Below are 25,771 nucleotides of genomic sequence, written 5' to 3' on the forward strand. Positions count from 1 at the left end.
ATGGCGATCCATTTGCCGGGGGTCGTCGCCGCGCGAGCCGGCTAAGCGGAGATGACGTTCGTACCGAGGAGCACGAACAGCACGATGCCCAGCACGATGCGATAGATCACGAACGGGAGAAAACTTCGCTTGGAAATGTAGTTCATGAAAAAAGCGATCACGGCGAGAGCGACGAGGAACGCGATGATCGTTGCCACGAGTATTTCGAGCGGGCCAAAGATCTCGGGGGTGCAGGTGGTCGCGCCGATCAGACAGGGCTCGGCAATGGACTTGTAGACCTGGAAAAAGCCGCTCCCGAGAACGGCGGGAATTGCCAGCAGGAAGGCGTAGCGAGCGGCCGCTGCCCGCTCGTAGCCGAGGAACAGTCCAGCGGTGATGGTGCCGCCCGACCTGGACACGCCGGGGATCAGGGCGAGCGCCTGCGCGAACCCGTAAATCGCACCGTGGCCGACGGTGATGTCCTGCACTTTGCGCCGTTTCGCGCCGACGTAGTCGGCAATGCCGAGCAGGACACCAAAAACGATCAACATGGTGGCGGTGATCCAAAGCGAGCGCAGCACGGTTTCGATCTGGTTCTGGAACAGCAAACCGAGAATGATGATGGGCAGCGAGCCCAGAATGATCAGCCAGCCCAGTCGGGCATCCGGGTCCGCACGAGGGACTCGGCCGCTAAGCGATCTGGCCCACTGCCCGATGATGCGCACGATATCGCGCCAGAAGAATATGACGACGGCCGCCTCGGTGCCGATCTGGGTGATGGCCGTGAAACGAGCCCCGGGGTCTTCACCGGTGCCGAGAAACTGGCCGACGATGGCGATGTGGGCACTCGATGACACAGGAAGGAACTCGGTCAGCCCCTGGACCAGACCCAGGATGATCGCATTCAGAATGTCCACACGCTTCACTTTCTCGGGTATGTCAGACGGCGTAGGTTCCCGAACCCAACTGGGCCGAGCGGCGGTTCACGACGTCAATAGTTTGACAGCAGGTCGGTCAAAACCTGCCTGCCAAACACTAGTGCGTCCAGCGGCACTCGCTCGTCCACACCGTGAAACATTGCGGGGAAGTCCAAGTCGGCCGGGAGCCGAAGGGGTGCAAAACCGTATCCCTTGATGCCGAGGGTACTGAGCGCTTTATTGTCGGTTCCTGCGGACAGCAGGTAGGGCAACACCGGTGCGCCAGGGTCGTGGCGTTCCAGGGTGCTCACGACAGCTTCGATCAGCGGTCCGCTGAATTCGGTCTCCAGACCGATATCGCGATGCATCGTGACGATCTCGATGTCGGCGCCGACAATCTCTTGAATCTGCGAGAGCACAAGGTCTTCCTCCCCCGGCAGGGAACGGATGTCGATGAGAGCCTCGGCCATGTCCGGTATGACGTTGTGCTTATAACCGGCGGCCAGCCCCGTCGGATTGGCCGTCGTGCGCAGGCTGGCCTGGATGAACCCGGCGGCGGTGCCTGTCGCGAGGGCGAGCTCATCGGGGCCGACTCGCTGCGGATCGACGTCGAGGATGCGGGCGATTTCACCGAGCAGCTGCACGGTCGTATCGGTCAGGCGGATCGGCCAGTCGTGGCGCCCCAGCTTGGCCACGGCCTCGGCGAGCCGGGTGATTGCGTTGTTCGGGTGCATGCGTGAGCCGTGACCCGCGTCCCCGCGGGCGACGAGCTTGACCCAGATCAGCGCCTTCTCGCCGGTTTGCAGTAGGTAGGCACGCTTGCCGCCGAGCGTGATCGAATACCCGCCGACCTCGCTGATCGCTTCGGTTGCGCCGTCGAACAGGTGCGGGTGCTCGTTGACAAGAAAATGCGAGCCCAGTACGCCGCCAGCCTCCTCGTCGGCGAAAAACGCGATGACGAGATCGCGTTCCGGCGCACCCTGGGCGCTGATCACGTCCTGCAGGGACGCGAGAATCATGGCATCCATGTTCTTCATATCGACGGCGCCACGGCCCCAGAGCAGGCCGTTTTTGATGATTCCGGCGAAGGGGTCGACGCTCCAGTTGGCCGCATCAGCCGGAACGACATCGAGGTGACCGTGCACGACCAGGGCGGGCCGGGAGGAATCGCGCCCCTTCACCCGCGCCACCACGCTGGTTCGGCCCGGTTCGGAATCGAACAGGTCGGGCGCGAGCCCGAGGGCGCGCAGCTTCTCAGCGACGTACTCGGCGGCATCCGTTTCACCGTTGGAACGCCCCTCACCGAAGTTGGTGGTGTCGAAACGGATGAGATCACGCGCAATTTCAGCGGTCAGGTCAAGCTTCTGTGGAACATCTGCACGGGACGGGCCCATTGAATCAGCGGACTCTGGGGCCTGGGACACGTTCGAAGAGGAAGCCATGATCAAACGCTACCGTTCGGTGCTGGGGGCAGTGACACAACAGGGCTTCTAAAGCGTGCTAAGTTATTACCTCGGCAGCCGGTTCATCCGGAGGCCGTTTCACCCAGTCCGGGTGGCGGAATTGGTAGACGCGCTGGCTTGAGGTGCCAGTGCCCGTTAAGGGCGTGTGGGTTCAATTCCCATCTCGGACACGGAGATTTCTTTCGGGAAATCAACGAGGACTGGTTGAGACAGTTCACAAGGCCGGATCCATTGGATCCGGCCTTGTCTCGTTAAGCGCCTTTGCCGCAGGCTGGAAATCAGGACAAAATGTCCTTGGTCACGAACCGGCTGTAGGCCAATGACCCGAAAACAGCCGCGTAGCACACCTGTACGACCGCGTTCTGGCCGAACGAACCGAGGTCGAGGGGTTGCCGGAGCAGGTCCGCGAAGCCGAGCCAGTAGTGGCTGAACAGCCACGGGTGCAGCCAGGACAGCTGCGGAATGATATCGAGGATCTGGGCGACGACCGAGACCACGATCGTCGCCGCCATGGCCCCCACCGGAACGTCCGTGAGGGTGGAGATGAACAGCCCGATCATGGACAGCCCCAGCAGCGAGACGGTGACGTAGGCGGCAACGAGCAGGGAGCGCAACAGCGACTCGGTCACGCTGACGGTGTCTCCGGATAACAGCGTGACCGGGCCGACCGGGAAGAGAGCTGCCCCGATGAGCGCTCCGGACACGGTAAGCGTCAAAGACGCTACAAGACAGAACAGGGCCGCACCCGTGTACTTGACCAGCAACAGCCGCACCCGGCCAGCCGGCGCCACTAGGAGGTAGCGCAGGGTGCCAAGGCCGGCTTCACCGGCGATCGTGTCTCCGGCGACCACACCAATGGTGAGCGGTAGAAAGAGGGGAATGGCGACGACCATCGCGGTGAAGCCGACGAACAGTCCGTTCTGGGACACTCGATCGAGAAAGGGCGGCCCCTCCCCCGGGTCCAGTGTCGAAGACGACAACCGCACCGCGACGGCAAGGAGGATGGGGATGAGCGCCAGGGCGACGAGCATGGCCCAGGTGCGGCGGCGGCGAAACAGCACCATGATCTCGGATCCGAGCAGGTCCCAGCCAACCCCGCGGTGTGTAGGGTTAACATCGTTCTCCGGTGGAGGAACGTCACTGGACGACATCGAAACCCTCCCCCGTCAAGGCAACGAAGCGTTCTTCGAGGCTCGGCTCCTCGATAATGAAGCCGCGAATGCGCACCCCACCGGCCACGAGCGCCGTCACGATGGCCTCGGGCTGCCAGTGGGTGCCGCGAAGCAGCGCGACTACGTCCGGGTCAGCACGATCGTTCTGAGTCTGTGTCGGGTCCAGCCCAAGGTGGGTGAGCACGCGGACCGCGCTCTGGGTATCAGGTGTGCGCACGCGCACCCGCGTGTCGCCGACCTGTCGCAGCGCGGCCAGTGTGCCCTGGGCCACGATGCTGCCAGCACTCATCACGGCAGCATGGGTGCAGATCTGTTCGACCTCGGCGAGCAGATGGCTGGAGACGAACACGGTCGTTCCCTCAGCGGCCAGGGAACGCACGAGGTTGCGAACTTCCCTGGTGCCTTGGGGATCGAGGCCGTTCGTGGGCTCATCGAGGACCAGCAGTTCCCGTGGGAGCAGCAGCGCATTGGCGATGCCGAGCCGCTGCTTCATGCCGAGGGAATACGCGTGCACCTTCTTGTCGGCCGCGTGCGAGAGTCCCACCCGTTCGAGGGCGAGCTGCACCCGGGCAGCGCGGGTGCCGCCCGGAGCGTGTCGGTCGGCGGTGTCGAGCCGACGCAGGTTGGCCGCACCGGAGAGAAAAGGATAGAACGCCGGTCCTTCGACGAGGGCACCGACCCGGGGCAGCACATCGTGCAATCGGGCAGGCATGCGCCGACCGAGCACGTTGATGGAGCCGCTCGTCGCTTGGGTGAGGGCGAGAAGCATGCGAATGCTCGTGGTCTTCCCTGAACCGTTAGGACCGAGAAACCCGAAGACGGAGCCGCGGGGAACCGCAAGGTCGATGCCGTTCACAGCGGTTTGCCTGCCGAACCGTTTGGTGAGACCCCGGCTTTCGATCGCGAGATCCTCCTCCGGGGTAACGCCGATCACAGCGTAGGGCGCGGCAGTGCTACCGCCAGCACGGCTTGGGACATTACTCGGCGGCTGTCTGGAGCTGGGCGAGCGGAACCGCGCCGGCGAAAACACGACCGTCGCTGGCAAGAAAAACCGTGAGGAGCGACGTGGTCAGAGCGCGGCCACCATCGACGGCCGTCGTCAGTTGGTCAATCAGGGGGTTGTCACCCAGTTTCGCCGGTACCGCCGTAGCGGGCACTTCGATAATGGCAGACCACCCCGTTCCCGTGACGACAGGCGCCTCGCCCGCTGCTGCGCTGTGATCAGCCGCGTGGTCACCGGCAGTGTCGTCGGACAAGTCAGGCATGACCTGCTCGTTTACCGTGGCACCTGCCGGCGGCACAAAATTGAACAATGCCGCATTTGGAGCCGCGAAATCGATGGCGGTGAAGCCGACCTGGAATGCCGGCGCAGACTGTCCCTGGGCCAGCACTGTCACCTGCAACGGTAGGCCTGTCTCCGAGTCCACTGCGATCGACACGGATGCGACGAGGGTGTCCGTTACTTTGGGAGTAAGCACCAGCTGGTAGACGCTGCGACCGGCGACACGGGCGTCGGTGCCGACCGAGACCGCCGTACTCGGGTCGAGTTCGCCCAGGAAGCGCTCGGCGAGCTGGGCCGGCGTCGACAGGTCAGCGGGCAACTGCGACTGCAACTCGGCGAATTTCGCTTCGGCCGTAGCGGCGAGGTCGGCCGGAAGAGTCAGGTGAGTCGCCGCGTTGCTGTTCGAATCGTACAGCCAGACGTCGCTGCCGTTGTGGATCACATCACGCTCGGCCATGCGGTCCTTGACCTGCACACGGGACTGGGTCTCGCCTCCGACGTATACCCGGAATTCGTGCGATCCGCTGAGCAGTTCCAACACCGTGGACAGCGCCCCGGCCGACCCTTCACCGGACGATGCTTGGCCGGGGGCGACATTGCTCATGCCCGCGCTGAGGTCCACCGATGGTAGGCCCAGATCGGATGATTGGGCGACCGTGCCGGCGAAGGCCGAAGCTGTGCTGTCGTTGACGAGGAGTAGAACCTGTTGCGGAGTTTTATCGGGCAGATCGACGGCAGCACCGGCTTGGAGCGGCACGGCCACTACCGCACAGACAACGACCGCCGGTACGACGAGGGCGGGGAGCCAACGGAGAGAAATGTGCGACATGATCAACGACCTCGTGCATTCGGATTCATACCGAAATCGTACGCCCCGAGCATGACGGAAGGCTGGCAGATCAGCGGATTTTCAGGTGCGCGAAAGGTCAGACTGGTGCGCTCTGCTCCGGGGCCTCATCGGTGATGCCGATGAACTGGCTGCCAATGCCGTCACACTCGGTGCGCCCGAATCCAGCGGCCGGTTCTGGCAATTCGTCGAAGCCATGGTTGGAGCAACTGATGTAGGTGAACGTCGGCCACCACTTCTTCGGGCGAACGGATTCGGTGTAACCGCAGATCGTGCAGGTCAACTGCACCCAGACGGGCTTTTTGCCGGTGCGATTGGCGCGCGACTGCACCAGCCAGACCGGCGGTTCGGCCTCGAGCTTGGCGAGCTGCCCTTCACTGAGGCGCGAAGGAATACCGTGGCGTGCCGCCATTTCCAGCGGAATGTCCAGGCGTAATGCTATTTCTCGTCGCGTAATCATCTCAGTCAACGATAGGCGCTCGGCCAAGCGGGCGCAGCATCCTCTTGTCGGCGAGCCCCGACGCGGCAACGGCAGCTGTGGGAGACTACAGGCATGCCTACGCCTGTGTCCCCGCTGGGACTGCTTCTCGACGTCGACGGTCCGATTGCAAGCCCGATCTCACGCACCATTGCCACGCCGAGTATCGTGACGGACCTGATCACCCTCGCGGCCGGACACGTGCCAATCGCATTCATCACGGGGCGGTCAGCCGGCTTCATTCGCGAGCAGGTCGTCGCCCCGCTCGTGGCAGCCGGTCTTCCGCAGAACTTTCGCATGTACGGAGTCTGCGAAAAGGGTGCCGTCTGGTTTCCGATCGAACGGCACGGTATGGGTGAGGTGGTGGTCGACCGGGCGGTGGCGCTGCCGGCAGCGGTCATCGACGAGGTGCGTCACCTGGTCACGCAATCGTTTGCGACCGAGATGTTTTTCGACGAGACGAAGCAGGCCATGATCTCGGTCGAGCAGCGCACCGACGTGAGCCACGCTGACTTTCGCGCCCGCCAACCCGAATTCAACACGGCGGCCTACGCCATTTTGGTGAAACACGGGCTCGGCGTGCGACTCAACGGCCTCGAATCACCGGATACCTCGGGCCGGATTCGGTTTCGGTTGGACGCCACGATCATTTCCACCGATATCGAATCCATCACCCTGGACAAGGACCATGCCGCGAAACGAGCGCTCGACTACTTCGCGCGCAGGGGCCCGCTACCCCGATTGTGGCGTTCGGTGGGAGATTCCCGCAGCGACTATCGTATGGCCGACCACCTGCACGAGGCCGGCTACGACGTCTCCCACGTGGATGTGCGGCCATCCGACGGACTTCTGGACCGGCCGTACCCGGTAATCGTGATCGGAGACCAAATTCACGACGAAGCCGGAGCGACGTTCCTGCGGTACTGGGTCAAGAAGCTCGCACTTCCCGCGTAACCGTTTAGGTGTTCACAAAGCGGATGCCGTTTAGCAGGGTACTGCGCAACTCGAAGACCTTCTCGAAGCTGCCGCGTTCCATGCCGGCCAGTCCTTCGCGCAGCACGCCGACGAGGCGCGAACGCGGGATGACGATGATCATCGGCCTGCGGCCGCGCTTGGGCAGCGACACGGGTTCGTCGACGGCCCCGTCTGGCAGCACGACGATGAGCGCCGTGAAACGCACCTTGAGACCGCGGGCGATCATCTTGGCGGCGTCGTCGAAGTGGTGGATGGGGCGATCCTCGTCTGGCACCTCCTCGCCGACCAGTTCGCCGCGGCGCAGCTGAACCGAGCCGCCCCAATCTTCGGAGAGCAGGCCGAACAGGCCTGCCGGGCCGAGGATGATGTGGTCGAGTTTGTCGGTCTGGCCGCCGGTATCAATGTCGTGCCAGGCCGTGAATCCGATGCCGAGGTTGGCGACTAGCTGCGCGGTGGCCTCTTCGGCGAGGGCCTTGGCGAGACAGTGGCGCACGAGTCGGGGGGCGCTGCGAATAAGGGCTGGCGCATACGGATCGTCGATGACCGTCCCGCGGCCGGCCCATTCGCGCACTAAATCGAGGTACCTCAGCCGCGCCTGGCCACCGGGATGACCGTGCATGCGAGTTTTCAGGCTGGATTTGGTGGCGGGGCCGCGGGAGGAGGGGGCGGCGTAGGCATCCGGTGCGGCACTCGGCTCGGTGTTGTCGAAGCGCCGACGATCGTAGACGGCTCGGCTCTCGGGGCTGCCAATGCGTTCCCAGGCGAGCTGCACAGCGTGAAATTTGGTCGCGTTGCCGCCGACATCGGGGTGAGTCTGGCGGAGCAGCAGCCGATAGGCGCGCCGCAGTTCATCATCGGTGGCGGTCGGACTCACGCCGAGGACCTCGTAGGGGGTGGATGCGGCCGGGCTGTCTTGCATCCTGGGCGGGACCTTTCCGTGTTCGGGGCAATCGTTGCGGAAACGATTGGAACGTCAACGCTACCGTGGGATTCTGACACCGGGCCGAGGGTAGGCGAGCCCTACCCGGATACGACGAGTGGCCCCCACCCGCCGGCACCAAGGAGACCTCGGGACGCTTAGTCGCGCAGCAGGTGGAACGGAATTGCCATGGCAAATGAAACGCACAGGATTCCTCCGACGAAGATCGGTGCCATCAGCGACGTGACCGAGAAAGCGAGGCCGAACAGCCAGAGACCGAAGACGAAGATCGCAAACGCTACGACGAAGGCGACAATGTTCATGGGGGGTCCTTTCCCGGCAGCGCCCGCGTAATATCGCCGGTCACTGATTTGTGCGTGCTGATTGTTCGTACTGATTCGAGCGTACCGTTTGGGGCCGGGTGCAATTACATCGGATCGACGTTAAGGGGCGCGATCAGTTCGGGGCCGTTCCCGGTCACCGGGGCGACCTCGTGGAAATCCAGCGATTCCAGGACCTCACGAGAGGCTGCTACGGCGGCGTCGACCAGTGCCTGATCGCCCTCGGTGGCCGGGTCCAGCCAATGGTCCCACCACTCCTCCGGCAAAGCTACGGGGGTGCGGTCGTGAATTTGCGCGAGCGGGCCCCGGGCATCCGTCGTTAAAATGGTAGCGGACAGCACCCACCGCGCCGGATCGGTATTGGCGGCTGCCGGGTTCTTCCACCAGGAATACAGGCCGGCAAAGGCCAGCGGCAGGCCATCGTCGGAGTGAACAAAAAACGGCGTCTTGACGGTGCCTTCGGTGCGCCACTCGAAGTATCCCGTGGCGGGCACCAGGGCTCGCTGTGATCGCACGGATGTTTTGAAGGTCGGTTTCTCGGCAGCAGTTTCTGCTCGCGCATTGAAGGTCGGAAATTTCGAGGACGGTTCGGTCGCGAACGAGGGAATCAACGACCAGCGGGCCGATTCCAGCCGGCGCACCGCCGGATCGGTTCTAGCGGATTCAAGCACGATTGGGATCTGCTCGGTCGGCCGGATGTTCCAGGACGGCTCCGGCAGGTTCTCCCCCTCGTGTTCGACATCGAACATGGCCGCCAAGTCCGGCGCTGTATCGGTAATGATGAATCGACCACACATACTCCGAGAATACCGCGCCCTGCCCGGGTGATTCACGGTTGTCCGCTAGCGTCGATGCAATGGACGATCGATACAGTGCAGACGTGCTCTCCCCCGGGTGGCGCGACGCTGGCCGCCGGATCATTCCGACGCAGGAAGCCACGCGTGACCTCGTCGTCGAGGAGGTCGCCACGGGATTTTGCGGTGCGGTCACTCGGGTGGAAAAGAAGATCGTCACCCTGGAGGATCGGCACGGCAAACTGCGACTATTTCCGCTCGGCTCCGGTTTTCTGATCGACGGTCGCCCGGTGAACCTCGTGGCTCCGACGATGGCCGCCGCTCTCGGCCGGTTGCGCACGGCTTCGGGTTCGACCGCCGTACCGAACGCCCCGGCCCGGGTCGCGCGCGCCAGCCGCCTCTTCGTCGAGGGGCGTCACGACGCCGAGCTGGTCGAAAAGGTCTGGGGCGCCGATCTGCGCATCGAAGGTGTCGTCGTTGAATACATCGAGGGAGTCGACAACCTCGACGAGATCCTCCGGAAATTCCGGCCGGGACCCGGCCGTCGGGCCGGAGTGCTGGTCGACCACCTCGTTCCGGGTTCGAAGGAAAGCCGCATCGCCGAGGCCGTGGCGCGCGGGCCGTTCGCCGCGAGCGTGCTCGTGGTCGGGCATCCCTTCGTCGACGTCTGGCAATCGGTCAAACCAGCACGAGTTGGCCTCACAGCCTGGCCCACGGTGCCGCGAAGTATCGAGTGGAAACACGGCATCTGCGACGCCCTCGGCTGGCCGTCCGAGGAGCAGGCCGACATCGCGCGGGCCTGGCAGCGAATTCTCGCGCAGGTGCGTACTTTTGCCGATCTGGAACCGCAACTTTTGGGGCGCGTGGAACAACTTATCGACTTCGTCACAGCCGAATGACACGCCGTAACGAGTTTCGGCCAACGGGTGCCCGGGAGCTTCTCCGGGTAGTGCTAGACCGGGAGTTCACGCGAATTTTGCCGTGAACGTAACGCTTTCATGTCAAAAAGGCTGGGAATTTTGAAACCGTCCAGACTTGTGGGCTAGTGTTGGACACGTAGTTGTAGTGCTTGCACGTCTTAAACGCCCCGACTGTGATTCAACTGGATCGCGGTCTGTGCGCCACATTCCTTTCGGAAGCGGACGACGAATACCGCGACGAACGGTCCCGACAGTCGGGGCCGGTCTAACACTCCTGGAGGAGTTTTACAAATGGCAACAGGTACCGTGAAATGGTTCAACGCTGAAAAGGGCTTCGGCTTTATCGCACCCGACGACGGAAGCGCCGATGTTTTCGCGCACTACTCCGCGATCGCGTCGAACGGCTACAAGTCCCTCGATGAGAACCAGAAGGTTGAGTTCGAGGTAACCCAGGGCCCCAAGGGTCCTCAGGCCGAGAACATCCGCGCCCTCTAAATAGAGCTTGCGAAGAACGCCTCCCGCTTCGGCGGGAGGCGTTCTTATGTTAATCAGTTCGGGCCGGTCGGCGATACGGGCCGGAAGGCCTGCCCCACTATTTGACCAGATCTTGCCAGCCGTCACCGTCGACATATTCAAAGATCAGGTTCGTTTCAGTGTGGGCGACGGCCGGATGCTCTGCAAGATGTTCCAACACGAAGTCGCGCAGGTGGGAGGCATCAGCTGCGGCCACGTGCAGCAGGTAGTCGTCGGCACCGGCCGTATGAAAGAGCCCGATCACGCCGGGCCAGTGCGGGGCGGCGTTACGAAAGTCATCGATCTGAACCCGGGCGTGCTTGGCGAGCCGCACCGAGATTAGTGCCTGCAGGCTGGCACCGAGCGCGGCCAAATCGATATTGGCCCGGTAGCCACGAATGTGGCCGAGTTGTTGAAGGCGGCGCAGGCGCAAAGACACCGTGGACTCGGCGACTCCGATTTCAGTCGCCAGGGCAGCACCCGACGCCCGGGCATTGACCGACAGGGCACGGAGGAGTGCACGGTCAACCCGGTCAAGTTCTGGCTTCTTCGATTCCATAAAGAGACTCCCTCGTTATCAAGCAGTTTATGCGATGCCAAATAAAGTTTTGCAAGGGTCTGCAGGCTGCCTTGCGCCAAAACACAGAATCTGTTTCTGTGAGGGCATGCTGCCACTGATGTCACATATTGAAACCCTTGCCGTGCACGCCGGAATGGACGGCCTCACCGAAGCCGGAGTTCACGTTCCGGGTATCGACCTGTCGACCACGAATCCGCTGCGCGGTGTGGAGGCGGGCGGAGAGTCCTACGAGAACCTGGCGACCGGCGGTACGCCGGAGCCCGGGGACTCTGCCGTCTACCAACGGTTGTGGCAGCCCGGAGTCGCCCGGTTCGAAAGTGCACTCGCGGCATTGGAACGGGCCGAGGGCACCGTGGCCTTCGCCACCGGGATGGCCGCCCTCACCGCGACGCTCATCGCGACGGTCACCGCCAGCAAGCCCCATATCGTGGCCCTGCGCCCCCTCTACGGCGGAACCGATCATGTCCTGGCCAGTGGGCTGCTTGGCACGACGGTCACCTGGACCGATCTGGCCGGCGTGGCTGCGGCCATCCGTTCGAACACCGGCCTGGTCGTTCTGGAGACGCCGGCCAACCCAACCCTCGAGCTCACCGATATTCGGGCGGTCGTGGCGGCCGCCGGAAATGTTCCGGTGTTGGTGGACAATACCTTCGCTACCCCGGTACTGCAGCGCCCGATCGAGTCGGGGGCTACCCTGGTGCTGCACAGCGCGACGAAATTCCTCGGTGGGCACGGCGACGCCATGGGCGGAACCGTCTCGGGGCCGGAGGAGTGGATGGTGCGCCTGCGGCAGGTGCGCGCGCTCACCGGTGGCTTACTGCAGCCGTTCAACGCCTACCTGCTGCATCGTGGCCTGCGCACCCTGCCGATTCGGGTACGCGCCCAACAGGTCACAGCTGGTGCGATCGCTGCCCGGCTCCACGAACACCCGGCGCTGATCCGTGTGCTGTACCCCGGCCTGCCCGGCCAGGACCCACAGGGGCTGATCGGCCGCCAGAGTGCCGGGGCCGGCTCCCTGATCGCCCTGGACCTCGGCTCCTGTGCGGCCGCAGTGCGCTTCACCGAAACGCTGCGGCTGATCACGCACGCCGTGTCGCTCGGCGGTGTCGACTCCCTCGTGCAGCATCCGGCGTCACTGACCCACCGGCCGGTTGCGGCGGAGGCACGCCCGGGTACCGGCATCGTGCGCCTGTCGATTGGGTTGGAACACGTCGATGATCTGATGAACGACATTCTGACCGCACTGTTGGTCGCCCGCGTGCCCGTGGGCGCCGCCGCGCGGTCGGCAACGCTGCGGAGCTAGCTGCGGCCGAGGCGGCGGCGCAGCAGGTCGATGCGCATTTGCAGCTGAGTCACGCTGGCCTGGGCGACGGCGGGCCCTCCACAGATCCGACGCATCTCGGCGTGGATCATGCCGTGCGGCTCGTTGGCGAGCTTCGACCACATGCCCACGAGGCTCGACAGCAGGGTGCGCTGTTCCTTGAGAGTACGGTACAGCGGCGGCGGCTCGAGCGGGGCTATTTCACCGGTGACCGGGTTTTTGCGCTTGTCGGTCGATCGTTTCGACTGCCGGGACTGGCGTTGCCGCAGCAACTCAGAGACCTGTTCCGGCTCTAGCAGGCCCGGGATGCCGATGAAGTCGAACTCTTCATCGGTGCCGGGTTCGGCGAGCTCACCGAATTCGTCACCGTCGAACATGACCATGTCGAACGTCGCCTGTGAGTCAAGGGCCTGCCAGGTAAAATCATCCAGGCCAAGGTCATCGGACGCTTTGTCTTCCTTGTTCGCCGCGGCGACCATGGCATCTTCGGGGTTGTACATGCCGTCGTCGCCGTCTTCACGGTTGCTGCGGTCGAGTGCATGGTCACGTTCAAGCTCGAGCGCGTTGGCCAGGCTGAGCAGCCCGGGAACGTTGGGCAGAAAAATGGATGCCGTCTCGCCCCGCCGGCGGGCCCGCACGAACCGGCCGATCGCCTGCGCGAAGTAGAGCGGCGTTGCCGCGCTCGTCGCGTAGACGCCGACGGCGAGGCGCGGCACATCAACGCCCTCCGACACCATGCGCACGGCGACCATCCAGCGGCGGGTGTTCTTGGAGAACTCGTCGATGCGGTCGCTCGCCTCCTTCTCGTCGGAGAGCACGATGGTGACCGGCTCCCCGCAGATGTCTTCCAGAATGACGGCGTAGGCGCGTGCGGTGGTCTGGTCGGTGGCTATGACGAGGCCACCGGCATCCGGAATGCCGTGCCGCACCTCGGTCAGGCGAGAATTAGCGGCGCGCAATACGGAGGGTATCCACTGTCCGCTGGGCTCGAGCGCGGTGCGCCAGGCCTGGCTCGTGATGTCCTTGGTGTTACCCTCGCCGAGCTTGGCTTCCATCTCGTCGCCGGCGCGGGTGCGCCACTTCATGTGTCCGGCGTAGACCATGAACATCACCGGGCGCACCACGCCGTCGGCGAGGGCACGGCCGTACCCGTAGGCGTAGTCGCTCTGCGACATGCGTATGCCATGTTTGTCGGGCAGGTAGCTCACGAAGGGAATCGGCGAGGTGTCGGAGCGGAACGGGGTGCCGGTCAGAGATAGCCTGCGGGTGGCCGGGCCGAAGGCCTCGCGGATCGCGTCGCCCCAGCTCAGGGCGTCTCCCCCGTGATGGATCTCGTCGAGGATGACCAGGGTGCGGCTCGACTCGGTCAGCTGCTTGTGCAGCGCGGCCCGAGCTGCGACCTGGGCGTAAGTGACGACGACCCCGTGATAGTGACTGCCATAACTGCGGTCGGCGTTCTTGAACATGGGATCGAGACGGATGCCCGCGCGCGCCGCGGCATCCGCCCACTGGTTCTTGAGATGCTCGGTCGGGGCAACGACCGTGATGCGGTCGATTGTGCGCCGAGACCGGAGTTCGGCCGCCAGACGCAGGGCGAACGTCGTCTTCCCGGCGCCGGGTGTGGCCGCTGCAAGGAAGTCGCGGGGTTCGTGCACGAAGTAGGCTTCGAGCGCTTCGGCTTGCCAGGCGCGCAGTTTGCCGGCGGTACCCCAGGCCGCCCGTTCTGGGAAGGACGGCGAAAGGTGTTCGGCTGCACTCGTTCCCTGTGCGGGACCGAAAACAGATGGAGTATTCACTTCTGCCAAATCTATCAAAGCCCACCGACGTTCGCGCGCGCGGCGGGTTCGACCGGAGGCGGGGTGGTCAGACAGACTGGGTCGATGACGAAGCAACAGCATCCCTGGTCACGCTACGTCGCGCTAGGTGATTCGTTCACCGAAGGCATCGGCGATCCTGAAGTTCAAAGCCCCGGCGGGCACCGGGGCTGGGCCGATCGGGTGGCCGAGGTACTGAGCGACGGCACCGAGGACTTCGCCTACGCGAACCTCGCCGTGCGGGGCAAACTCATCCGGCAGATTGCCGCCGAGCAAATCGAACCGGCCCTGGCCCTGCGCCCCGACCTGATCACCATCTCGGCCGGCGGCAACGACGTGATCCGACCTGGTACCGACCCCGATTTCATCGCGGCGCGCTGTGACGAAGTGATTTCCCGCTTGAGCCAGGACGGTGCGACGATCGTGCTGTTCACCGGCGCCGATGTGGGCTTCTCCCCCGTGTTTCGCAGCATTCGCGGCAAGGTTGCCATCTACAACGAGAACATTCGCGCCATCGCCACGAGGTATGACTGCATCGTGGCCGATATGTGGCAGCTGACCGAGATCCAGGACCCACGGCTGTGGGCTCCCGACCGGCTGCACCTCAATGCGCTCGGGCACCACACGGTCGCGCGCATGGTTCTGCAAACCCTTAACATAAAGAATTCCCTCGAACCGAGCGCGCCTGAGCCGATGCCGGGAACCAGCTGGCGTCAGGCTCGCACCGAAGACTTCGCCTGGGCGCGGGAGTACCTCGTGCCCTGGGTACTGCGGCGTGTGCGCCACCAGTCCTCCGGGGACCACGTGCTGCCCAAACGGCCAGAGGCCGGCCCGTTCACCCTGCCGCCCATGTGACCGGTGTTTCCTCCGTGCGGTCAGCCGGCAGCGAGTTCGCCGGGGTGCCCCATGCGCCAGGCCGGGCCGGGATCGGTCAGGGTGTGCTGGAGTTCGAGCGGTACCGTCACCGTCGTCGACGCTTCGGTTCCGATCGTGAAAGTCACCTCCCCGATCTCGTCGCCAGCCCGTCCGAGCTGCACATCAGCGGCCGTCGCGGCTCCCGAGATGGGTGAATCCGACCAGACCAGAACGGATGCCGTCCGTTCAGCAACGATATCGCTCACGTCACCCCACTCGGTCGTGTACCTGCCGAATGCGGCACCGGCTTCGGCCAGGACCACCTCGTGGAACCCGGGTTTTACGCTCGCAACGAGCGCGGAAATCGCCGAATTGAGCTCGGAGTGAGTGTCGCCGCCGAGCACCACGCCGACGAGGGTTACCGTGCTGTTGCCGACCGTGAAGTCGGTCGAAAACAGCAGACAGGCACCGGCGACATCTGTGGTTCCCGTCTTGATACCGTTGATGCCATCACGACCAAGCAGTTTGTTTGTGTTCGTGATGGTGCCTATGACCGGCAGCACTGCCGACTGCAAGGCGACGATCTCGGCCAGGGCGGGGTGACCGACGACGAGCTTGCCGATCTCAACAAGGTCGGCCGGGCTGCTCACGCTCGAGGTCGACAGACCACTGGTGTCGGCGACGCTGGTCTCAGTCAGGGCCTTGTCGGACAGCCAGGCAGCCGCCGCCGCCAGGTAGTTGTCAAGGGAGCCGTACGCCCACACCGCGAGGGAGGCCGCGTAGTTGTTGGCCGATGGCAGCAACATGGCCTCGAAGGCCTCTCGCTGGGTGAGCACCATTCCTGACACGACGGGGGCCACCGAACCGTTCTCGGCGATCACGTCGTAGTAGATCTCCACGTCGGCCTCGGTGAAAATAATGTCTGGTCCGGTCTCGCCGGCGGCGAGCGGCTTCGCATCGAGGATGACGAGGGCGGTGACCATCTTGGTGATGCTCGCGATCGGAACAGTGTCCTCTTCACCACTCGCAGCCAGAACACCGGGAAAACCGACCGCGCCGATGGCGCTCTGACCGAAACTCGGCCAGGTCGGTGCGGCTACCTGCTGGGTAAGGTCGGCAGGCTGCAGGAGCGCTGCGGCACTCGCCGGCACCGGAGCCAGATTGGTGGTACCGATGTAGCCGACGCCGCCCAGCACGACGAGCAGAATGCTGAAGACGGCCAGTCGCCGTCGTTGAATGACTACACGCCGGGAGGGAGACATCCGTTCAGCCTAACTTCTTCGTGTCGTGCATCAGGCCCGCCCGAGTTACGAACGACTGCGCAGGGCGTAGAGCGCGACGGCACTTGCAGAAGCGACATTGAGCGAGTCAACCCCGTGCAGCATCGGGATGGTCACGACCGTGTCGGCCGCGGCAAGGGCATGCTGGCTAAGCCCGTCGCCTTCGGCGCCGAGGATGATGGCGAGCCGTTCCGGCGCAGCCTCGGCGAACACGTCGAGCGACACGGCGTTGTCGGCCAGCGCCAAGGCGGCCAGGTGAAAGCCGGCGTCGTGCAGCAGGGGGGCGGCTACGCCCCACTGCGGCAGCCGAGTCCACGGTACCTGCAACACAGTGCCCATGCTCACGCGCACGCTGCGCCGGTAGAGCGGGTCGGCGCAGCGCGGGGTGATCAGTACGGCATCGGCACCGAGCCCGGCAACGGAGCGAAAAATCGCACCTACATTGGTGTGATCGACGATGTCTTCAAGAATGACGATTCGGCGAGCATTCGTCAGCAGCGCCTCGACCGGTTTGAGCTCCGGCCGGTGCATGGCGGCGAGGGCGCCGCGATGCAAGTTGTAGCCGGTCAACTGTTCCAGAACGCTCGCCTCACCGACGTAGATCGGCACCTCTGGCCAGTCAGCGAGCAAGCGCTCGGCGTCGGGCATCCACTGTTCCTGAATGAGCAGGGAGCGGGGGCGATGGCCGGCGTTCAGCGCGCGGGCGATGACCTTGGGCGACTCAGCGATGTACAGGCCGCCGGCCGGTTCCAGGACTCGCCGGAGTGCGACATCCGTCAAACGCGAATAGTCGGCGAGACCCGCGCTGGACAGGTCGGTGATTCGGGTGATTTGCACGAAAAAGTGCCTTTCGAGACGAGTGTTGAGGGCAAGCCTGACAGGTGGGTCGTCAAACCGGAAAACATACGAGTTTAGAATCAAGTAAAGAGCACCTTCTCCCGTGCGCCCTGGCCCGAAAGGAGCGCCGATGACTGCCGACTCGGCTCCGCACCGCGACACGGTACTGGTCGACGCGCTCGAGCCCGCCTACGCTCCCGATACCGCCGACGCGCTCGCCTCTGCGGTCGCCCTCGATTCCGAGCGGGAAGTGGATGCTGTCGCCACCCTGTTACGCGATAAACGTGCCGCGGTGCTCACCGGTGCCGGCCTCAGCACTGATTCCGGCATTCCGGACTATCGCGGCGAGGGTGCGCCGACGCGCACGCCGATGACGTTTCAAACCTTCGTCGCCGATGAACGATCACGCAAACGGTACTGGGCCGGCAGTCACCTGGGCTGGCGGGTCTTTCACCAGGCCGAACCCAACCTCGGCCACCGCTCGCTCGCGCAACTGGAAAGCGCCGGTGCCATTGCCGGGGTCATCACCCAGAACGTCGACGGCCTGCACACCCGGGCGGGGTCACGCCACGTGGTCGAGTTGCACGGTTCCCTCGACCGGGTAATCTGCCTGGCCTGTGGCCAGGCCTTCGGTCGCGACAGCATTGCGGCCCGGCTCGAAAACGACAACCCGGTTCTACGGGACCCGGAGAGTATTCGCATCGCTCCCGACGGCGACGCCGACGTGGGGAACATCGATGACTTCGTGGTACCGGCCTGTACGGTCTGCGGCGGCATGCTCAAGCCGAATGTCGTGTTCTTCGGTGAGCTCGTTCCGACGGAAACGTTCTTGGAGGCATCCGCTTTGATTCAGGGAGCGGACGCCCTCATCGTGGCCGGGTCTTCGCTGGCCGTGAATTCTGGTATCCGTCTGGTGGAACAGGCACGCCGACGCAAGCTTCCCATCATCGTCATCAACCGCGGCGCGACGAAAGGTGACGGGCGGGCCCTGCACAAGCTCGAGGCCGGGACTTCCGAAACCCTCGCTGCCCTGACCACCCGGCTGCTGGGCTGACCGCGTTGCCCGTTATCCGGCCAAACACCCAGGCATCTGATCATCTCCCCATGACCACGTTTTCGATCGTTCGTCATGGCCAAACGGACTGGAACCTGCACCACCGCATCCAGGGGAGAACGGATATTCCCCTCAACGCGACGGGGCGCGCCGAGGCCGTTGCCGCCGCGGCGCGGCTGCAGGGTCGCGGCTGGGATACCATCGTGTCCAGTCCGCTGCTCCGCGCCGCGGAATCAGCCCGCATCATCGCCGCAGAACTCGATCTAAACGAACCCCAGATTGTTCCCGCGCTCACCGAACGTCACCACGGCGCCATCGAGGGGCTCACCTTCGTTGAGCGCCAGGCTCGCTTTCCCGACGGTGTCGCTGTTCCCGGGTTGGAAACCCGGGGTGATGTCGTGGATCGGGTGCTGGCAGCCCTGGCGACGCTCGCGGCCGGGAGAGCAGGCCAGCGCGTACTGGTGCTCAGCCACGGCGGAATTATCGGAACGTTGCTGCGTCACGCTACAGACGGCGAGCGGCCGAGGCACGGTGAATTCATCGCCAACGGATCTGTGCACGATTTTCGTTGGGAGAACGACCAGCTCCTGCTGACGCATTTCGACGCGACGATGCGGTTGCCCGGCGATCGCGGCGGGCCCTCCCCGTCTCCCGTGCTCTGATCCCTGGGCCTATGTGCTAAACACGGGCCCGGAACAGCAGATCAATGAGGTCGGGCATCGGCGCTCCTACGAAGCGGCGTGGTGCTCTCCAGCACCCCGAGCAGCGTGCGGGCCGATGCCGCCCAGCTGAAGCGTGCGGCCTGGGCCATCGACCGAGCCGACCGAGCCGCCCACTCCCCCGGAGCCTCCAGTCGTCGAACCATTGCAGCGATGGAATCAGCATCATGCGGGTCAAAGTACAGGGCCGCGTCGCCGCCGATCTCACGAAAGATTTGAATATCACTGACGACGACTGGAATGCCGAGGCTCATCGCCTCGACCAGGGGAATTCCAAAGCCCTCATCGAGCGATGCGGTCACGAGAGCGGTCGCCGAACGCAACAGGCGGTGGTACTGCTCGTCGGTGACCCCGTCGTGGAAGACGAGACGGGCCTGCGGCGCCAGCCGGCTGAGGCGGGCCCGTTCGGTCGCTGACACTTTACTGAGCAGGTGCAGTTCGTATTCAGACAGGTCGGCCAGTGCCAGAATCAGCGTGTCGAGGTTCTTGTACGGCATGAAAGACCCCATGTAAACCAACCGAGTGGTCTCCGGAATGCTCCGGTGGCTGGGGATGCCCGGTACGGCGTCGGCGGCGTTCGGCACCACGGCGACCGGACGCCGGGTGAGGTGGTGCTCTCTGATCAGTGAACGCGTGGTCTCGGAAACCGTAACGATGCCGTCGGCGCCGTTCAGTAGCATCCGCTGTGGCCACCAGGAGAGGTGGTAGGCCCGCCAGAGCAGCCGGATAAGCGGGGAGAGATCGCGCGGCGGCGTGCGATTGCGGTAGTAAATCAGGTCATGCACGGTCAGGAACAGCCGGTATTTGCGGCCCCAGGAGCCCATCGTCTGCATCGGGCTGAACACGACATCGGGTTTCAGACGGTTGACCGACAGGGCGACGAGCGGTTCGTACAGGCTGGTCGGTGCGCGCACCAGCTGCCAGGGCAAGGCCGGAAGCATCGCGAGCTGGCGATGGTCACTGATCAGCATTATGAGCGGATGCAGGCGGCCCAATTCGGTGACCAGTCCCGCCGTGTATCGGCTGATGCCGTCATGCTGATCGGGGCGCACGTAGCGACAGTCGACGACAATTCTCACAGCGCACGCTCCCCGGCGAGGAAGTCCCGAATGAACGCGGCGGCTGCTTTCGGCTTTTCGTAATGGATGAGATGGCCGACGTTCTCGATGACCCGCAACGTGGCGTTCGAAAACAAGGTCGTCAACCGATGCTGCGCAGCGAGTGGTGTGATGTCATCTTTGTCGGCGGCGATCAGCAGCGTGGGCTGCCGAATCTGTGCCGCGAACTCGCTCACATCGTGGCTGACCGAGGCGGTGAATGCCTCCATCACGACCCGGCGGTTGGCGAAGGCACTGAAGTACCGGTCATGCTGGTTGTGAATCCAGCGGCGCAGGTGCGAATCGCGGGTCTTGGCCATGCTCACACTCATGATGCGTACGATGGCACGGTTCTGCAGCAGCGCGTAGCCCCAGCGTTCGGGCAGGGTCGCAGCGGCCCAGTAGTAGAACACGGCCAGTCGGGTCAGCACACCGCGCGGCCCGGACAAAGCCGGCGCCGCGATCGGATTGACCAGAATGACTTCGTCAACCGCCAGCCCGTCGGCGACGGCCGCAGCGACCACGATCGACCCAAAGGAATGGCCCAACACGGCCACACGGCCGGTCGGGGCCAGCACGCGGAGAAATTCCTGGAGCCAGAGGGCATATCCGGCCAGGGAATGCGCGCCCGCGTGGAAAGGAGCTGACTGGCCAAAACCGGGCAGGTCTGGTGCGACGATATGCAGGTCGGGTGTATTCGTGTCGCCGCCGAGCAGCTCGGCCACAACCAACTGCAGGCCGTGGTGGTCGCCACGAAAACCGTGCACCAGAACTAACGTGGTGGCTGCGGTGGGATCGCCGTACTCCCAGTACCGCGCGTCACTGCGCTGTCGGTCGGTGCCAGGAACGGATGCGGTGAGCTCACGCACCGGGAGGCTTTGCAGCAGCTTGTCGTAGGGAGAAGAAACGATCATCGCCCTTAGTTTAGGCGCGAGACTTACACAAGGCTGGACGTGCACCGGGGTGGTCGATCTAGACTCTAGCCAGCATCTGCATCGATCGAGCCCTTCGCGGGGACGGAAGGAAAGCCGTGAGCTTTACCGCACCCATTCAGCTGCCCGGTTTGGCCCTCGACCCGCGGTGGTATCGCCGCGCCGTCTTCTATGAGGTCATGGTGCGGTCCTTTGTCGACAGCAATGCCGACGGCTCCGGCGACCTGGCTGGCCTGGTGTCAAAACTCGACTACCTGCAGTGGCTCGGAATCGACGCCCTATGGATTCCGCCGTTCTTCAACTCTCCGCTCAAGGACGGCGGCTATGACGTCGCTGACTACCGCACAATCCTGCCGGAATTCGGCACTCTGGAGGAATTTAAGGATCTCGTGACCAAAGCGCACGAACGGAATATGCGCATAGTGATCGATTTTCCGCTGAATCACACCTCGGACCAGCACGAATGGTTCCAGCAGTCCCGTGAGGACCCCGATGGTCCCTACGGAGACTTCTATGTCTGGAGCGACACCGACGAGCGGTATCCGAACATTCGCATCATATTCACCGACACCGAAGAATCGAACTGGGCCTTCGACCCGGTGCGTCGACAGTTCTTCTTTCACCGGTTCTTCTCACACCAGCCCGACCTCAACTTTGAGAACCCGGCCGTCGAGGAGGCGATCTTCGATGTTGTGCGCTTCTGGCTCGACGTTGGCGTCGACGGGTTTCGGCTGGACGCGATCCCCTACCTGTTCGAGTCCGAAGAGGGCAACGGCGAGGGCGAGCCGCCGACCCACGAGTTCGTCAAGCGTCTGCGTGCCATGGTCGACCGAGACTATCCCGGCCGGGTCATGATCGCCGAAGCCAACCAGTGGCCGCGGGAAGTGGCCGCGTTCTTCGGCACCGAGGACGAACCGGAATGCCACATGGCATTCGATTTTCCCGTTATGCCTCGCATCTTCTATTCCCTGCGCTCACAGCAAGCAAACGAGCTGGTACGGGTGCTCTCCGAAACGACCGACATTCCCGACGGCGCCGGCTGGGGCGTGTTCCTCCGTAACCACGATGAGCTCACCCTGGAGATGGTCAGTGAGGAGTACCGGCAAGCCATGTATGGCTGGTACGCCTACGACCCACGAATGCGCGCCAATATCGGCATACGCCGGCGGCTGGCCCCGTTGCTGGACAATTCCCGGGCTGAGTTGGAACTAGCCCACGCCCTGCTCTTTGCCTTGCCGGGGAGCCCGTTCCTGTACTACGGCGATGAGATCGGCATGGGTGACAATATCTGGCTGCCCGACCGTGACAGTTCCCGCACACCGATGCAGTGGACGCCGGACCGAAATGCCGGCTTCTCCGATGCCGACCCCGGCAAGCTCTTTCTGCCGGTCGTGCAGTCCCTTGTCTACAATTTCACACAGACCAATGTGGAATCGCAACTCGCGCAGTCCGGTTCGCTCCTGCACTGGATTCGCAATGTGATCCACGTGCGCAAGGCACATCCAACCTTCGGACTGGGTACGATCCGCGTGCTCAAGACCAACCACGAATCGGTGCTCGTGTTCACCCGCAGCTATGCCGGCTCTGGTTCCATGTTCGGCGACCAGCCGGAAACCGTGATCTGCGTCTTCAGCTTTTCGCACAATCCGGTCGCGTTCACCATCGACGATGTCGACATGGCCGGAACCCGGCTGTACGACCTGTTCGGCGGTGCTGTCTTTCCCAGTTTCGATGATAAGGGTACCCTCACCCTCACACTCGGCGCCCAAAGTTTTTACTGGCTGCATTGCGGTTGACATCTGTTCTGACCGCCGGGGGGCTTTCAAACAAATTTGGCATGAACTTTCATTGTCGTGGTCGCTCGAACGACGTATTCTTGGGCTGAGCAAGCAATCGCCCAGGGTCTGGAGGCCGGTCGATCGTGGCTGAAGGGTCGAGCACAGAGGGTGGAGTCGAAGACACGGCCTTATGCGCCCATTTTCTCGTCGCACTTCCCGTAGATGGTGCCGCGATGTCAGTTTTCGGTGGCACCGTTCCGGAAACGGTCGTTTGTGCCACCGACGGCCTGGCCGCTCGCCTTGATGAACTGCAGTTCGATCTCGGCGAGGGCCCTCGATGGGAAGCTGCTCGCACACGGCGTCCCGTGCTGGAACCTCGGATACGCGAGGTTGCGCATCCGCTTTGGCCGGTTTTTCACACGGCGCTGATGGACACCGCCGTCGAAGCCCTCTACGTGTTCCCCCTTACTCTCGGCGCGCTCGATGTCGGAATAGTCGAGTTGTACAGCAGAACGCCCGGGGTGCTGGATCGCACCGACCAGGCGAAGGCCCTGGTACTGGCCAATGAGACGGCCTGGAACCTGCTCGACCGCCTGTTGCGCGTGCAGGAAGCAGCCAGCGAAGCCGTGACGCCAACGGCATCGCCGCTGTCAAGGCGGGAGATTCACCAGGCGACCGGCATGGTCCTGGTGCAGATGAACGTGACGCCAACGGATGCCCTGCTCGTGCTTCGTGCGCACGCCTTCTCCCACGGTAAGACAGTGCGCGCAATTGCCGGTGACGTGGTTGCCAGGCGTCTGGAGTTCAGCCCGGTAGATTAAATGGACGGAAACCAGCTCCCGACGAACGTGCTTGATGTTGATGTGTTCGATGCCGACGTGTTCGATCCAAACTGACGGAATATCAGGAAATGTCTTAGAATTAATCATGGTCACGATGACTCGCGCCTCACTGGTGAGCGCCGCTTTTGTGAAGTTGACGGACACTCTCGTAGGCGAGTACGACGTTCTCGACGTTCTGCATACCCTGGTCGAGGAGTGCGTGCATTTACTCGATGCAACCGCGGCCGGCCTCTTGCTGGCCGATCCCAGCGGAGAACTCCAGGTGGTCGCGTCCACCAGCGAAGAAAGCTACCTGGTCGAGGTCCTGCAGCAGCAGGCCGGTGCCGGTCCCTGTGTCGACTGCTACCGCACCGGCAAGGTCGTCACGATGGGTGATATCGCCTCGTCCGGAGATATCTACCCCGACTTCAAGGCGGCCGCGCTCTCGCAGGGCTTTCACTCGGTGCACGCTATCCCGATGCGGGTGCGCCATCGGGCGATCGGGGCGCTCAATCTGTTCCGCACCAAGACGGGCGACGTCACCCCCGAAGACGCAGCGATCGGGCAGGCCCTGGCCGATGTCGCGACGATCAGCATCCTGCAGGAGCGCACCGCGCACGAAGACGCCGTCGTCAACGAGCAGTTGCAGCGGGCGCTGAACAGCCGCATCCTGATCGAGCAAGCGAAGGGGGTCATCGCCCAGGTCAGTACCGTCAGCATGGACGAAGCCTTCAAAAGACTGCGAGCGGATGCCCGGGCGAAGAACCACACCATGCACGAGAGCGCAGAAGACATCATCAACCGGCGGATCACGCTCTGACTGCCAGTTGAACCTGTAGCTGGCTGGCCAGGGGGTGCAAAAGCGTGTCGGTGGGCGCCCCTAGGGTGGAAGCATGAGCACCTGGAGCGATCGCCTCGCCGTATTCGACCTTGAAACCACCGGCATCGACGTGGAAACCTGCCGCATTGTGTCGGCCACCGTCGCCGTTCTCGACGCGAGCGGCACGGCCGTTGAACGCATCGATTGGCTGATCGATCCGGGCGTCGATATTCCGGCTGGTGCTACCAACGTGCACGGCATCACCACGGAGCATGCCGTGGAGCACGGTCGCATCGCGTCGGAGGCTGTTGCCGAGATCGTCACGGCCCTGCGCGGGCATCTGACCGATGGTCTGCCCATCGTGGCCTACAACGCCCCCTATGACCTCACCCTGCTCGACCGTGAGGCTCTGCGCTATGGCGTTGCGCCCCTGGTCTCTCCCAGCCCGGTTGTCGATCCTCTGGTCATCGATAAGGCCGTCGACAAATATCGCAAAGGAAAGCGCACCCTGGAGGTCACGAGCGCGTTCTACGGCGTAACACTCGACGACGCGCATGATGCCGGGGCCGACGCGATCGCGGCGGGACGTGTCGCCCAGGCGATTCACCGCGCGCACGAAGGTGCCCTTCCCTCCACTCTTGACGAGATGCATGCGCTGCAGGTTGGATGGTACCGCCAGCAGGCGGAAAGTTTTCAGGATTATATGCGCCGCGGCCGCGATCCCGAATTCTTGGCCGACACCGCCTGGCCCCAGCGATAAAGTCGCGCGGAGCTGATTAGCGCGCGTTTACACGAAAAAAGCGACCAGCCTGAGCTGGTCGCTTTTTTGTACTGAAAATCCAGTGCTATTTGCCGAAGCCTTTGTAACGCGAGTTGAACTTCTCGACGCGGCCGGCGGAGTCCATGATGCGCTGCTTGCCCGTGTAGAACGGGTGCGACTCGGAGGAGATTTCCACGTCGATGACGGGGTACGTGGTTCCGTCTTCCCATTCGATGGTCTTCTTGCTGGAGACCGTCGAACGAGTCAGGAAGGTCGCGCCGGAGGCGAGATCCCGGAAAACGACGGCAGCGTACTCGGGATGAATGTCAGACTTCATGAAAATTTCCTTTTGCACTTCTGGTGAACAGACTTGTAACTGGTCACAGTGCTGTTCGATTATTGGGCCCCGCTCGCCGTGCAACAGAAACGAAGGCAGGCAGGGTGGCCAGATGGCCAGCCCCTCACTTTAGCAGAAATCGCCATAGCAGCAGGCCACGCTCTAC

Annotated in this window: 27 protein-coding genes and 1 tRNA gene; 12 read left to right on the forward strand and 16 right to left on the reverse strand. The window is 63.6% G+C overall.

What is annotated here, in order from left to right; genetic code table 11:
• Window positions 1-41: 41 nt before the first annotated feature.
• Window positions 42-896 (reverse strand): undecaprenyl-diphosphate phosphatase, encoded by an 855-nt coding sequence (locus E3T47_RS04365; protein ID WP_134554625.1) that lies wholly within the window; start codon window positions 894-896, stop codon window positions 42-44.
• A gap of 74 nt (window positions 897-970) precedes the next feature.
• The gene (locus tag E3T47_RS04370; RefSeq protein ID WP_134555092.1) at window positions 971-2,290 is read right to left on the reverse strand and encodes a M20/M25/M40 family metallo-hydrolase; all 1,320 of its coding nucleotides are present in this window, start codon (window positions 2,288-2,290) and stop codon (window positions 971-973) included.
• Window positions 2,291-2,444: 154 nt separating this feature from the next.
• Between E3T47_RS04370 and E3T47_RS04375 the strand changes: the two genes are divergently transcribed.
• A tRNA-Leu gene (locus E3T47_RS04375) sits at window positions 2,445-2,529 on the forward strand.
• A gap of 108 nt (window positions 2,530-2,637) precedes the next feature.
• Here E3T47_RS04375 and E3T47_RS04380 read toward each other — a convergent pair.
• The 4 genes from E3T47_RS04380 to E3T47_RS04395 all read right to left on the reverse strand — a co-directional run bounded on the left by E3T47_RS04380 (window position 2,638) and on the right by E3T47_RS04395 (window position 6,120).
• Window positions 2,638-3,510 carry an ABC transporter permease gene (locus E3T47_RS04380; RefSeq protein WP_134554627.1) on the reverse strand — a complete coding sequence of 291 codons (873 nt, stop codon included), beginning with the start codon at window positions 3,508-3,510 and terminating at the stop codon, window positions 2,638-2,640.
• The gene (locus E3T47_RS04385) at window positions 3,497-4,465 is read right to left on the reverse strand and encodes an ABC transporter ATP-binding protein (RefSeq protein ID WP_134554629.1); all 969 of its coding nucleotides are present in this window, start codon (window positions 4,463-4,465) and stop codon (window positions 3,497-3,499) included. The genes E3T47_RS04380 and E3T47_RS04385 overlap by 14 nt, the downstream gene beginning before the upstream one ends.
• Window positions 4,466-4,508: 43 nt before the next feature.
• Window positions 4,509-5,642, reverse strand: a complete 1,134-nt coding sequence (locus E3T47_RS04390) for a LolA family protein (RefSeq protein ID WP_134554631.1) — start codon at window positions 5,640-5,642, stop codon at window positions 4,509-4,511.
• A 97-nt stretch (window positions 5,643-5,739) separates the two neighbouring features.
• Complete coding sequence (locus E3T47_RS04395) at window positions 5,740-6,120, reverse strand: hypothetical protein (RefSeq protein WP_134554633.1); 381 nt, start codon at window positions 6,118-6,120, stop codon at window positions 5,740-5,742.
• Window positions 6,121-6,213: 93 nt separating this feature from the next.
• Between E3T47_RS04395 and E3T47_RS04400 the strand changes: the two genes are divergently transcribed.
• Window positions 6,214-7,092: a hypothetical protein gene (locus E3T47_RS04400; protein ID WP_174844634.1), complete on the forward strand. Its 879-nt coding sequence runs from the start codon at window positions 6,214-6,216 to the stop codon at window positions 7,090-7,092.
• 4 nt (window positions 7,093-7,096) lie between these two features.
• Here the strand turns inward: E3T47_RS04400 and E3T47_RS04405 are convergent, their stop codons facing one another.
• From E3T47_RS04405 to E3T47_RS04410, 3 genes are all read right to left on the reverse strand, one after another.
• The gene (locus E3T47_RS04405) at window positions 7,097-8,032 is read right to left on the reverse strand and encodes a J domain-containing protein (RefSeq protein ID WP_134554635.1); all 936 of its coding nucleotides are present in this window, start codon (window positions 8,030-8,032) and stop codon (window positions 7,097-7,099) included.
• A 158-nt stretch (window positions 8,033-8,190) separates the two neighbouring features.
• Entirely contained in the window at window positions 8,191-8,355 is a 165-nt protein-coding gene (locus tag E3T47_RS15775; RefSeq protein ID WP_166805612.1) for a hypothetical protein, read from the reverse strand.
• Window positions 8,356-8,459: 104 nt separating this feature from the next.
• Window positions 8,460-9,170 (reverse strand): SOS response-associated peptidase, encoded by a 711-nt coding sequence (locus E3T47_RS04410; RefSeq protein WP_134554636.1) that lies wholly within the window; start codon window positions 9,168-9,170, stop codon window positions 8,460-8,462.
• A 59-nt stretch (window positions 9,171-9,229) separates the two neighbouring features.
• Here E3T47_RS04410 and E3T47_RS04415 point away from each other — a divergent pair, with 59 nt between their 5' ends.
• Both E3T47_RS04415 and cspE read left to right on the forward strand, forming a co-directional pair.
• On the forward strand, window positions 9,230-10,066 hold the full coding sequence (locus E3T47_RS04415) for a DUF3097 domain-containing protein (protein WP_134554638.1): 837 nt from the start codon (window positions 9,230-9,232) through the stop codon (window positions 10,064-10,066).
• Window positions 10,067-10,378: 312 nt separating this feature from the next.
• The gene (gene cspE / locus E3T47_RS04420) at window positions 10,379-10,582 is read left to right on the forward strand and encodes a transcription antiterminator/RNA stability regulator CspE (protein WP_035840308.1); all 204 of its coding nucleotides are present in this window, start codon (window positions 10,379-10,381) and stop codon (window positions 10,580-10,582) included.
• A 97-nt stretch (window positions 10,583-10,679) separates the two neighbouring features.
• Here cspE and E3T47_RS04425 read toward each other — a convergent pair whose 3' ends face one another.
• Complete coding sequence (locus E3T47_RS04425; RefSeq protein ID WP_134554640.1) at window positions 10,680-11,159, reverse strand: Lrp/AsnC family transcriptional regulator; 480 nt, start codon at window positions 11,157-11,159, stop codon at window positions 10,680-10,682.
• Between the two features lie 118 nt (window positions 11,160-11,277).
• On the opposite strand from E3T47_RS04425, the gene E3T47_RS04430 reads away from it, so the two are divergent.
• Window positions 11,278-12,483, forward strand: a complete 1,206-nt coding sequence (locus tag E3T47_RS04430; protein WP_198416586.1) for a trans-sulfuration enzyme family protein — start codon at window positions 11,278-11,280, stop codon at window positions 12,481-12,483.
• On the opposite strand, the gene E3T47_RS04435 is transcribed toward E3T47_RS04430, so the two are convergent.
• Window positions 12,480-14,297 (reverse strand): DEAD/DEAH box helicase, encoded by a 1,818-nt coding sequence (locus tag E3T47_RS04435; RefSeq protein ID WP_241981936.1) that lies wholly within the window; start codon window positions 14,295-14,297, stop codon window positions 12,480-12,482. The genes E3T47_RS04430 and E3T47_RS04435 overlap by 4 nt on opposite strands.
• An 84-nt stretch (window positions 14,298-14,381) precedes the next feature.
• On the opposite strand from E3T47_RS04435, the gene E3T47_RS04440 reads away from it, so the two are divergent.
• On the forward strand, window positions 14,382-15,170 hold the full coding sequence (locus tag E3T47_RS04440; RefSeq protein WP_134554645.1) for an SGNH/GDSL hydrolase family protein: 789 nt from the start codon (window positions 14,382-14,384) through the stop codon (window positions 15,168-15,170).
• 20 nt (window positions 15,171-15,190) lie between these two features.
• Here E3T47_RS04440 and E3T47_RS04445 read toward each other — a convergent pair whose 3' ends face one another.
• A complete protein-coding gene (locus tag E3T47_RS04445; RefSeq protein WP_134554647.1) occupies window positions 15,191-16,432 on the reverse strand; it encodes a D-alanyl-D-alanine carboxypeptidase family protein in 1,242 nt (413 codons plus the stop codon).
• A 45-nt stretch (window positions 16,433-16,477) separates the two neighbouring features.
• Window positions 16,478-17,287: a TrmH family RNA methyltransferase gene (locus E3T47_RS04450; RefSeq protein ID WP_134554648.1), complete on the reverse strand. Its 810-nt coding sequence runs from the start codon at window positions 17,285-17,287 to the stop codon at window positions 16,478-16,480.
• Window positions 17,288-17,417: 130 nt separating this feature from the next.
• Between E3T47_RS04450 and E3T47_RS04455 the strand changes: the two genes are divergently transcribed.
• Both E3T47_RS04455 and E3T47_RS04460 read left to right on the forward strand, forming a co-directional pair.
• On the forward strand, window positions 17,418-18,341 hold the full coding sequence (locus tag E3T47_RS04455) for an NAD-dependent protein deacetylase (protein ID WP_134554650.1): 924 nt from the start codon (window positions 17,418-17,420) through the stop codon (window positions 18,339-18,341).
• Between the two features lie 50 nt (window positions 18,342-18,391).
• On the forward strand, window positions 18,392-19,003 hold the full coding sequence (locus E3T47_RS04460) for a histidine phosphatase family protein (protein ID WP_134554652.1): 612 nt from the start codon (window positions 18,392-18,394) through the stop codon (window positions 19,001-19,003).
• A 41-nt stretch (window positions 19,004-19,044) separates the two neighbouring features.
• Here E3T47_RS04460 and E3T47_RS04465 read toward each other — a convergent pair whose 3' ends face one another.
• Together E3T47_RS04465 and E3T47_RS04470 are read right to left on the reverse strand one after the other, a co-directional pair.
• The gene (locus E3T47_RS04465; protein WP_134554653.1) at window positions 19,045-20,139 is read right to left on the reverse strand and encodes a glycosyltransferase family 4 protein; all 1,095 of its coding nucleotides are present in this window, start codon (window positions 20,137-20,139) and stop codon (window positions 19,045-19,047) included.
• Window positions 20,136-21,071: an alpha/beta fold hydrolase gene (locus E3T47_RS04470; RefSeq protein ID WP_134554655.1), complete on the reverse strand. Its 936-nt coding sequence runs from the start codon at window positions 21,069-21,071 to the stop codon at window positions 20,136-20,138. The genes E3T47_RS04465 and E3T47_RS04470 overlap by 4 nt, the downstream gene beginning before the upstream one ends.
• A 116-nt stretch (window positions 21,072-21,187) precedes the next feature.
• Here E3T47_RS04470 and treS point away from each other — a divergent pair, with 116 nt between their 5' ends.
• From treS to E3T47_RS04490, 4 genes are all read left to right on the forward strand, one after another.
• Window positions 21,188-22,885, forward strand: a complete 1,698-nt coding sequence (gene treS, locus E3T47_RS04475; protein WP_134554657.1) for a maltose alpha-D-glucosyltransferase — start codon at window positions 21,188-21,190, stop codon at window positions 22,883-22,885.
• A gap of 215 nt (window positions 22,886-23,100) precedes the next feature.
• Window positions 23,101-23,688, forward strand: coding sequence for a GAF and ANTAR domain-containing protein (locus tag E3T47_RS04480; RefSeq protein WP_241981938.1), 588 nt, complete (start codon window positions 23,101-23,103; stop codon window positions 23,686-23,688).
• Between the two features lie 106 nt (window positions 23,689-23,794).
• The gene (locus tag E3T47_RS04485) at window positions 23,795-24,508 is read left to right on the forward strand and encodes a GAF and ANTAR domain-containing protein (protein ID WP_134554661.1); all 714 of its coding nucleotides are present in this window, start codon (window positions 23,795-23,797) and stop codon (window positions 24,506-24,508) included.
• Window positions 24,509-24,581: 73 nt separating this feature from the next.
• Window positions 24,582-25,268 carry an exonuclease domain-containing protein gene (locus E3T47_RS04490; protein ID WP_134554663.1) on the forward strand — a complete coding sequence of 229 codons (687 nt, stop codon included), beginning with the start codon at window positions 24,582-24,584 and terminating at the stop codon, window positions 25,266-25,268.
• A gap of 85 nt (window positions 25,269-25,353) precedes the next feature.
• On the opposite strand, the gene E3T47_RS04495 is transcribed toward E3T47_RS04490, so the two are convergent.
• Entirely contained in the window at window positions 25,354-25,605 is a 252-nt protein-coding gene (locus E3T47_RS04495) for a type B 50S ribosomal protein L31 (RefSeq protein WP_092107894.1), read from the reverse strand.
• Between the last annotated feature and the right edge of the window lie 166 nt (window positions 25,606-25,771).

This window comes from Cryobacterium ruanii (assembly GCF_004404055.1).
GTDB lineage: Bacteria > Actinomycetota > Actinomycetes > Actinomycetales > Microbacteriaceae > Cryobacterium > Cryobacterium ruanii.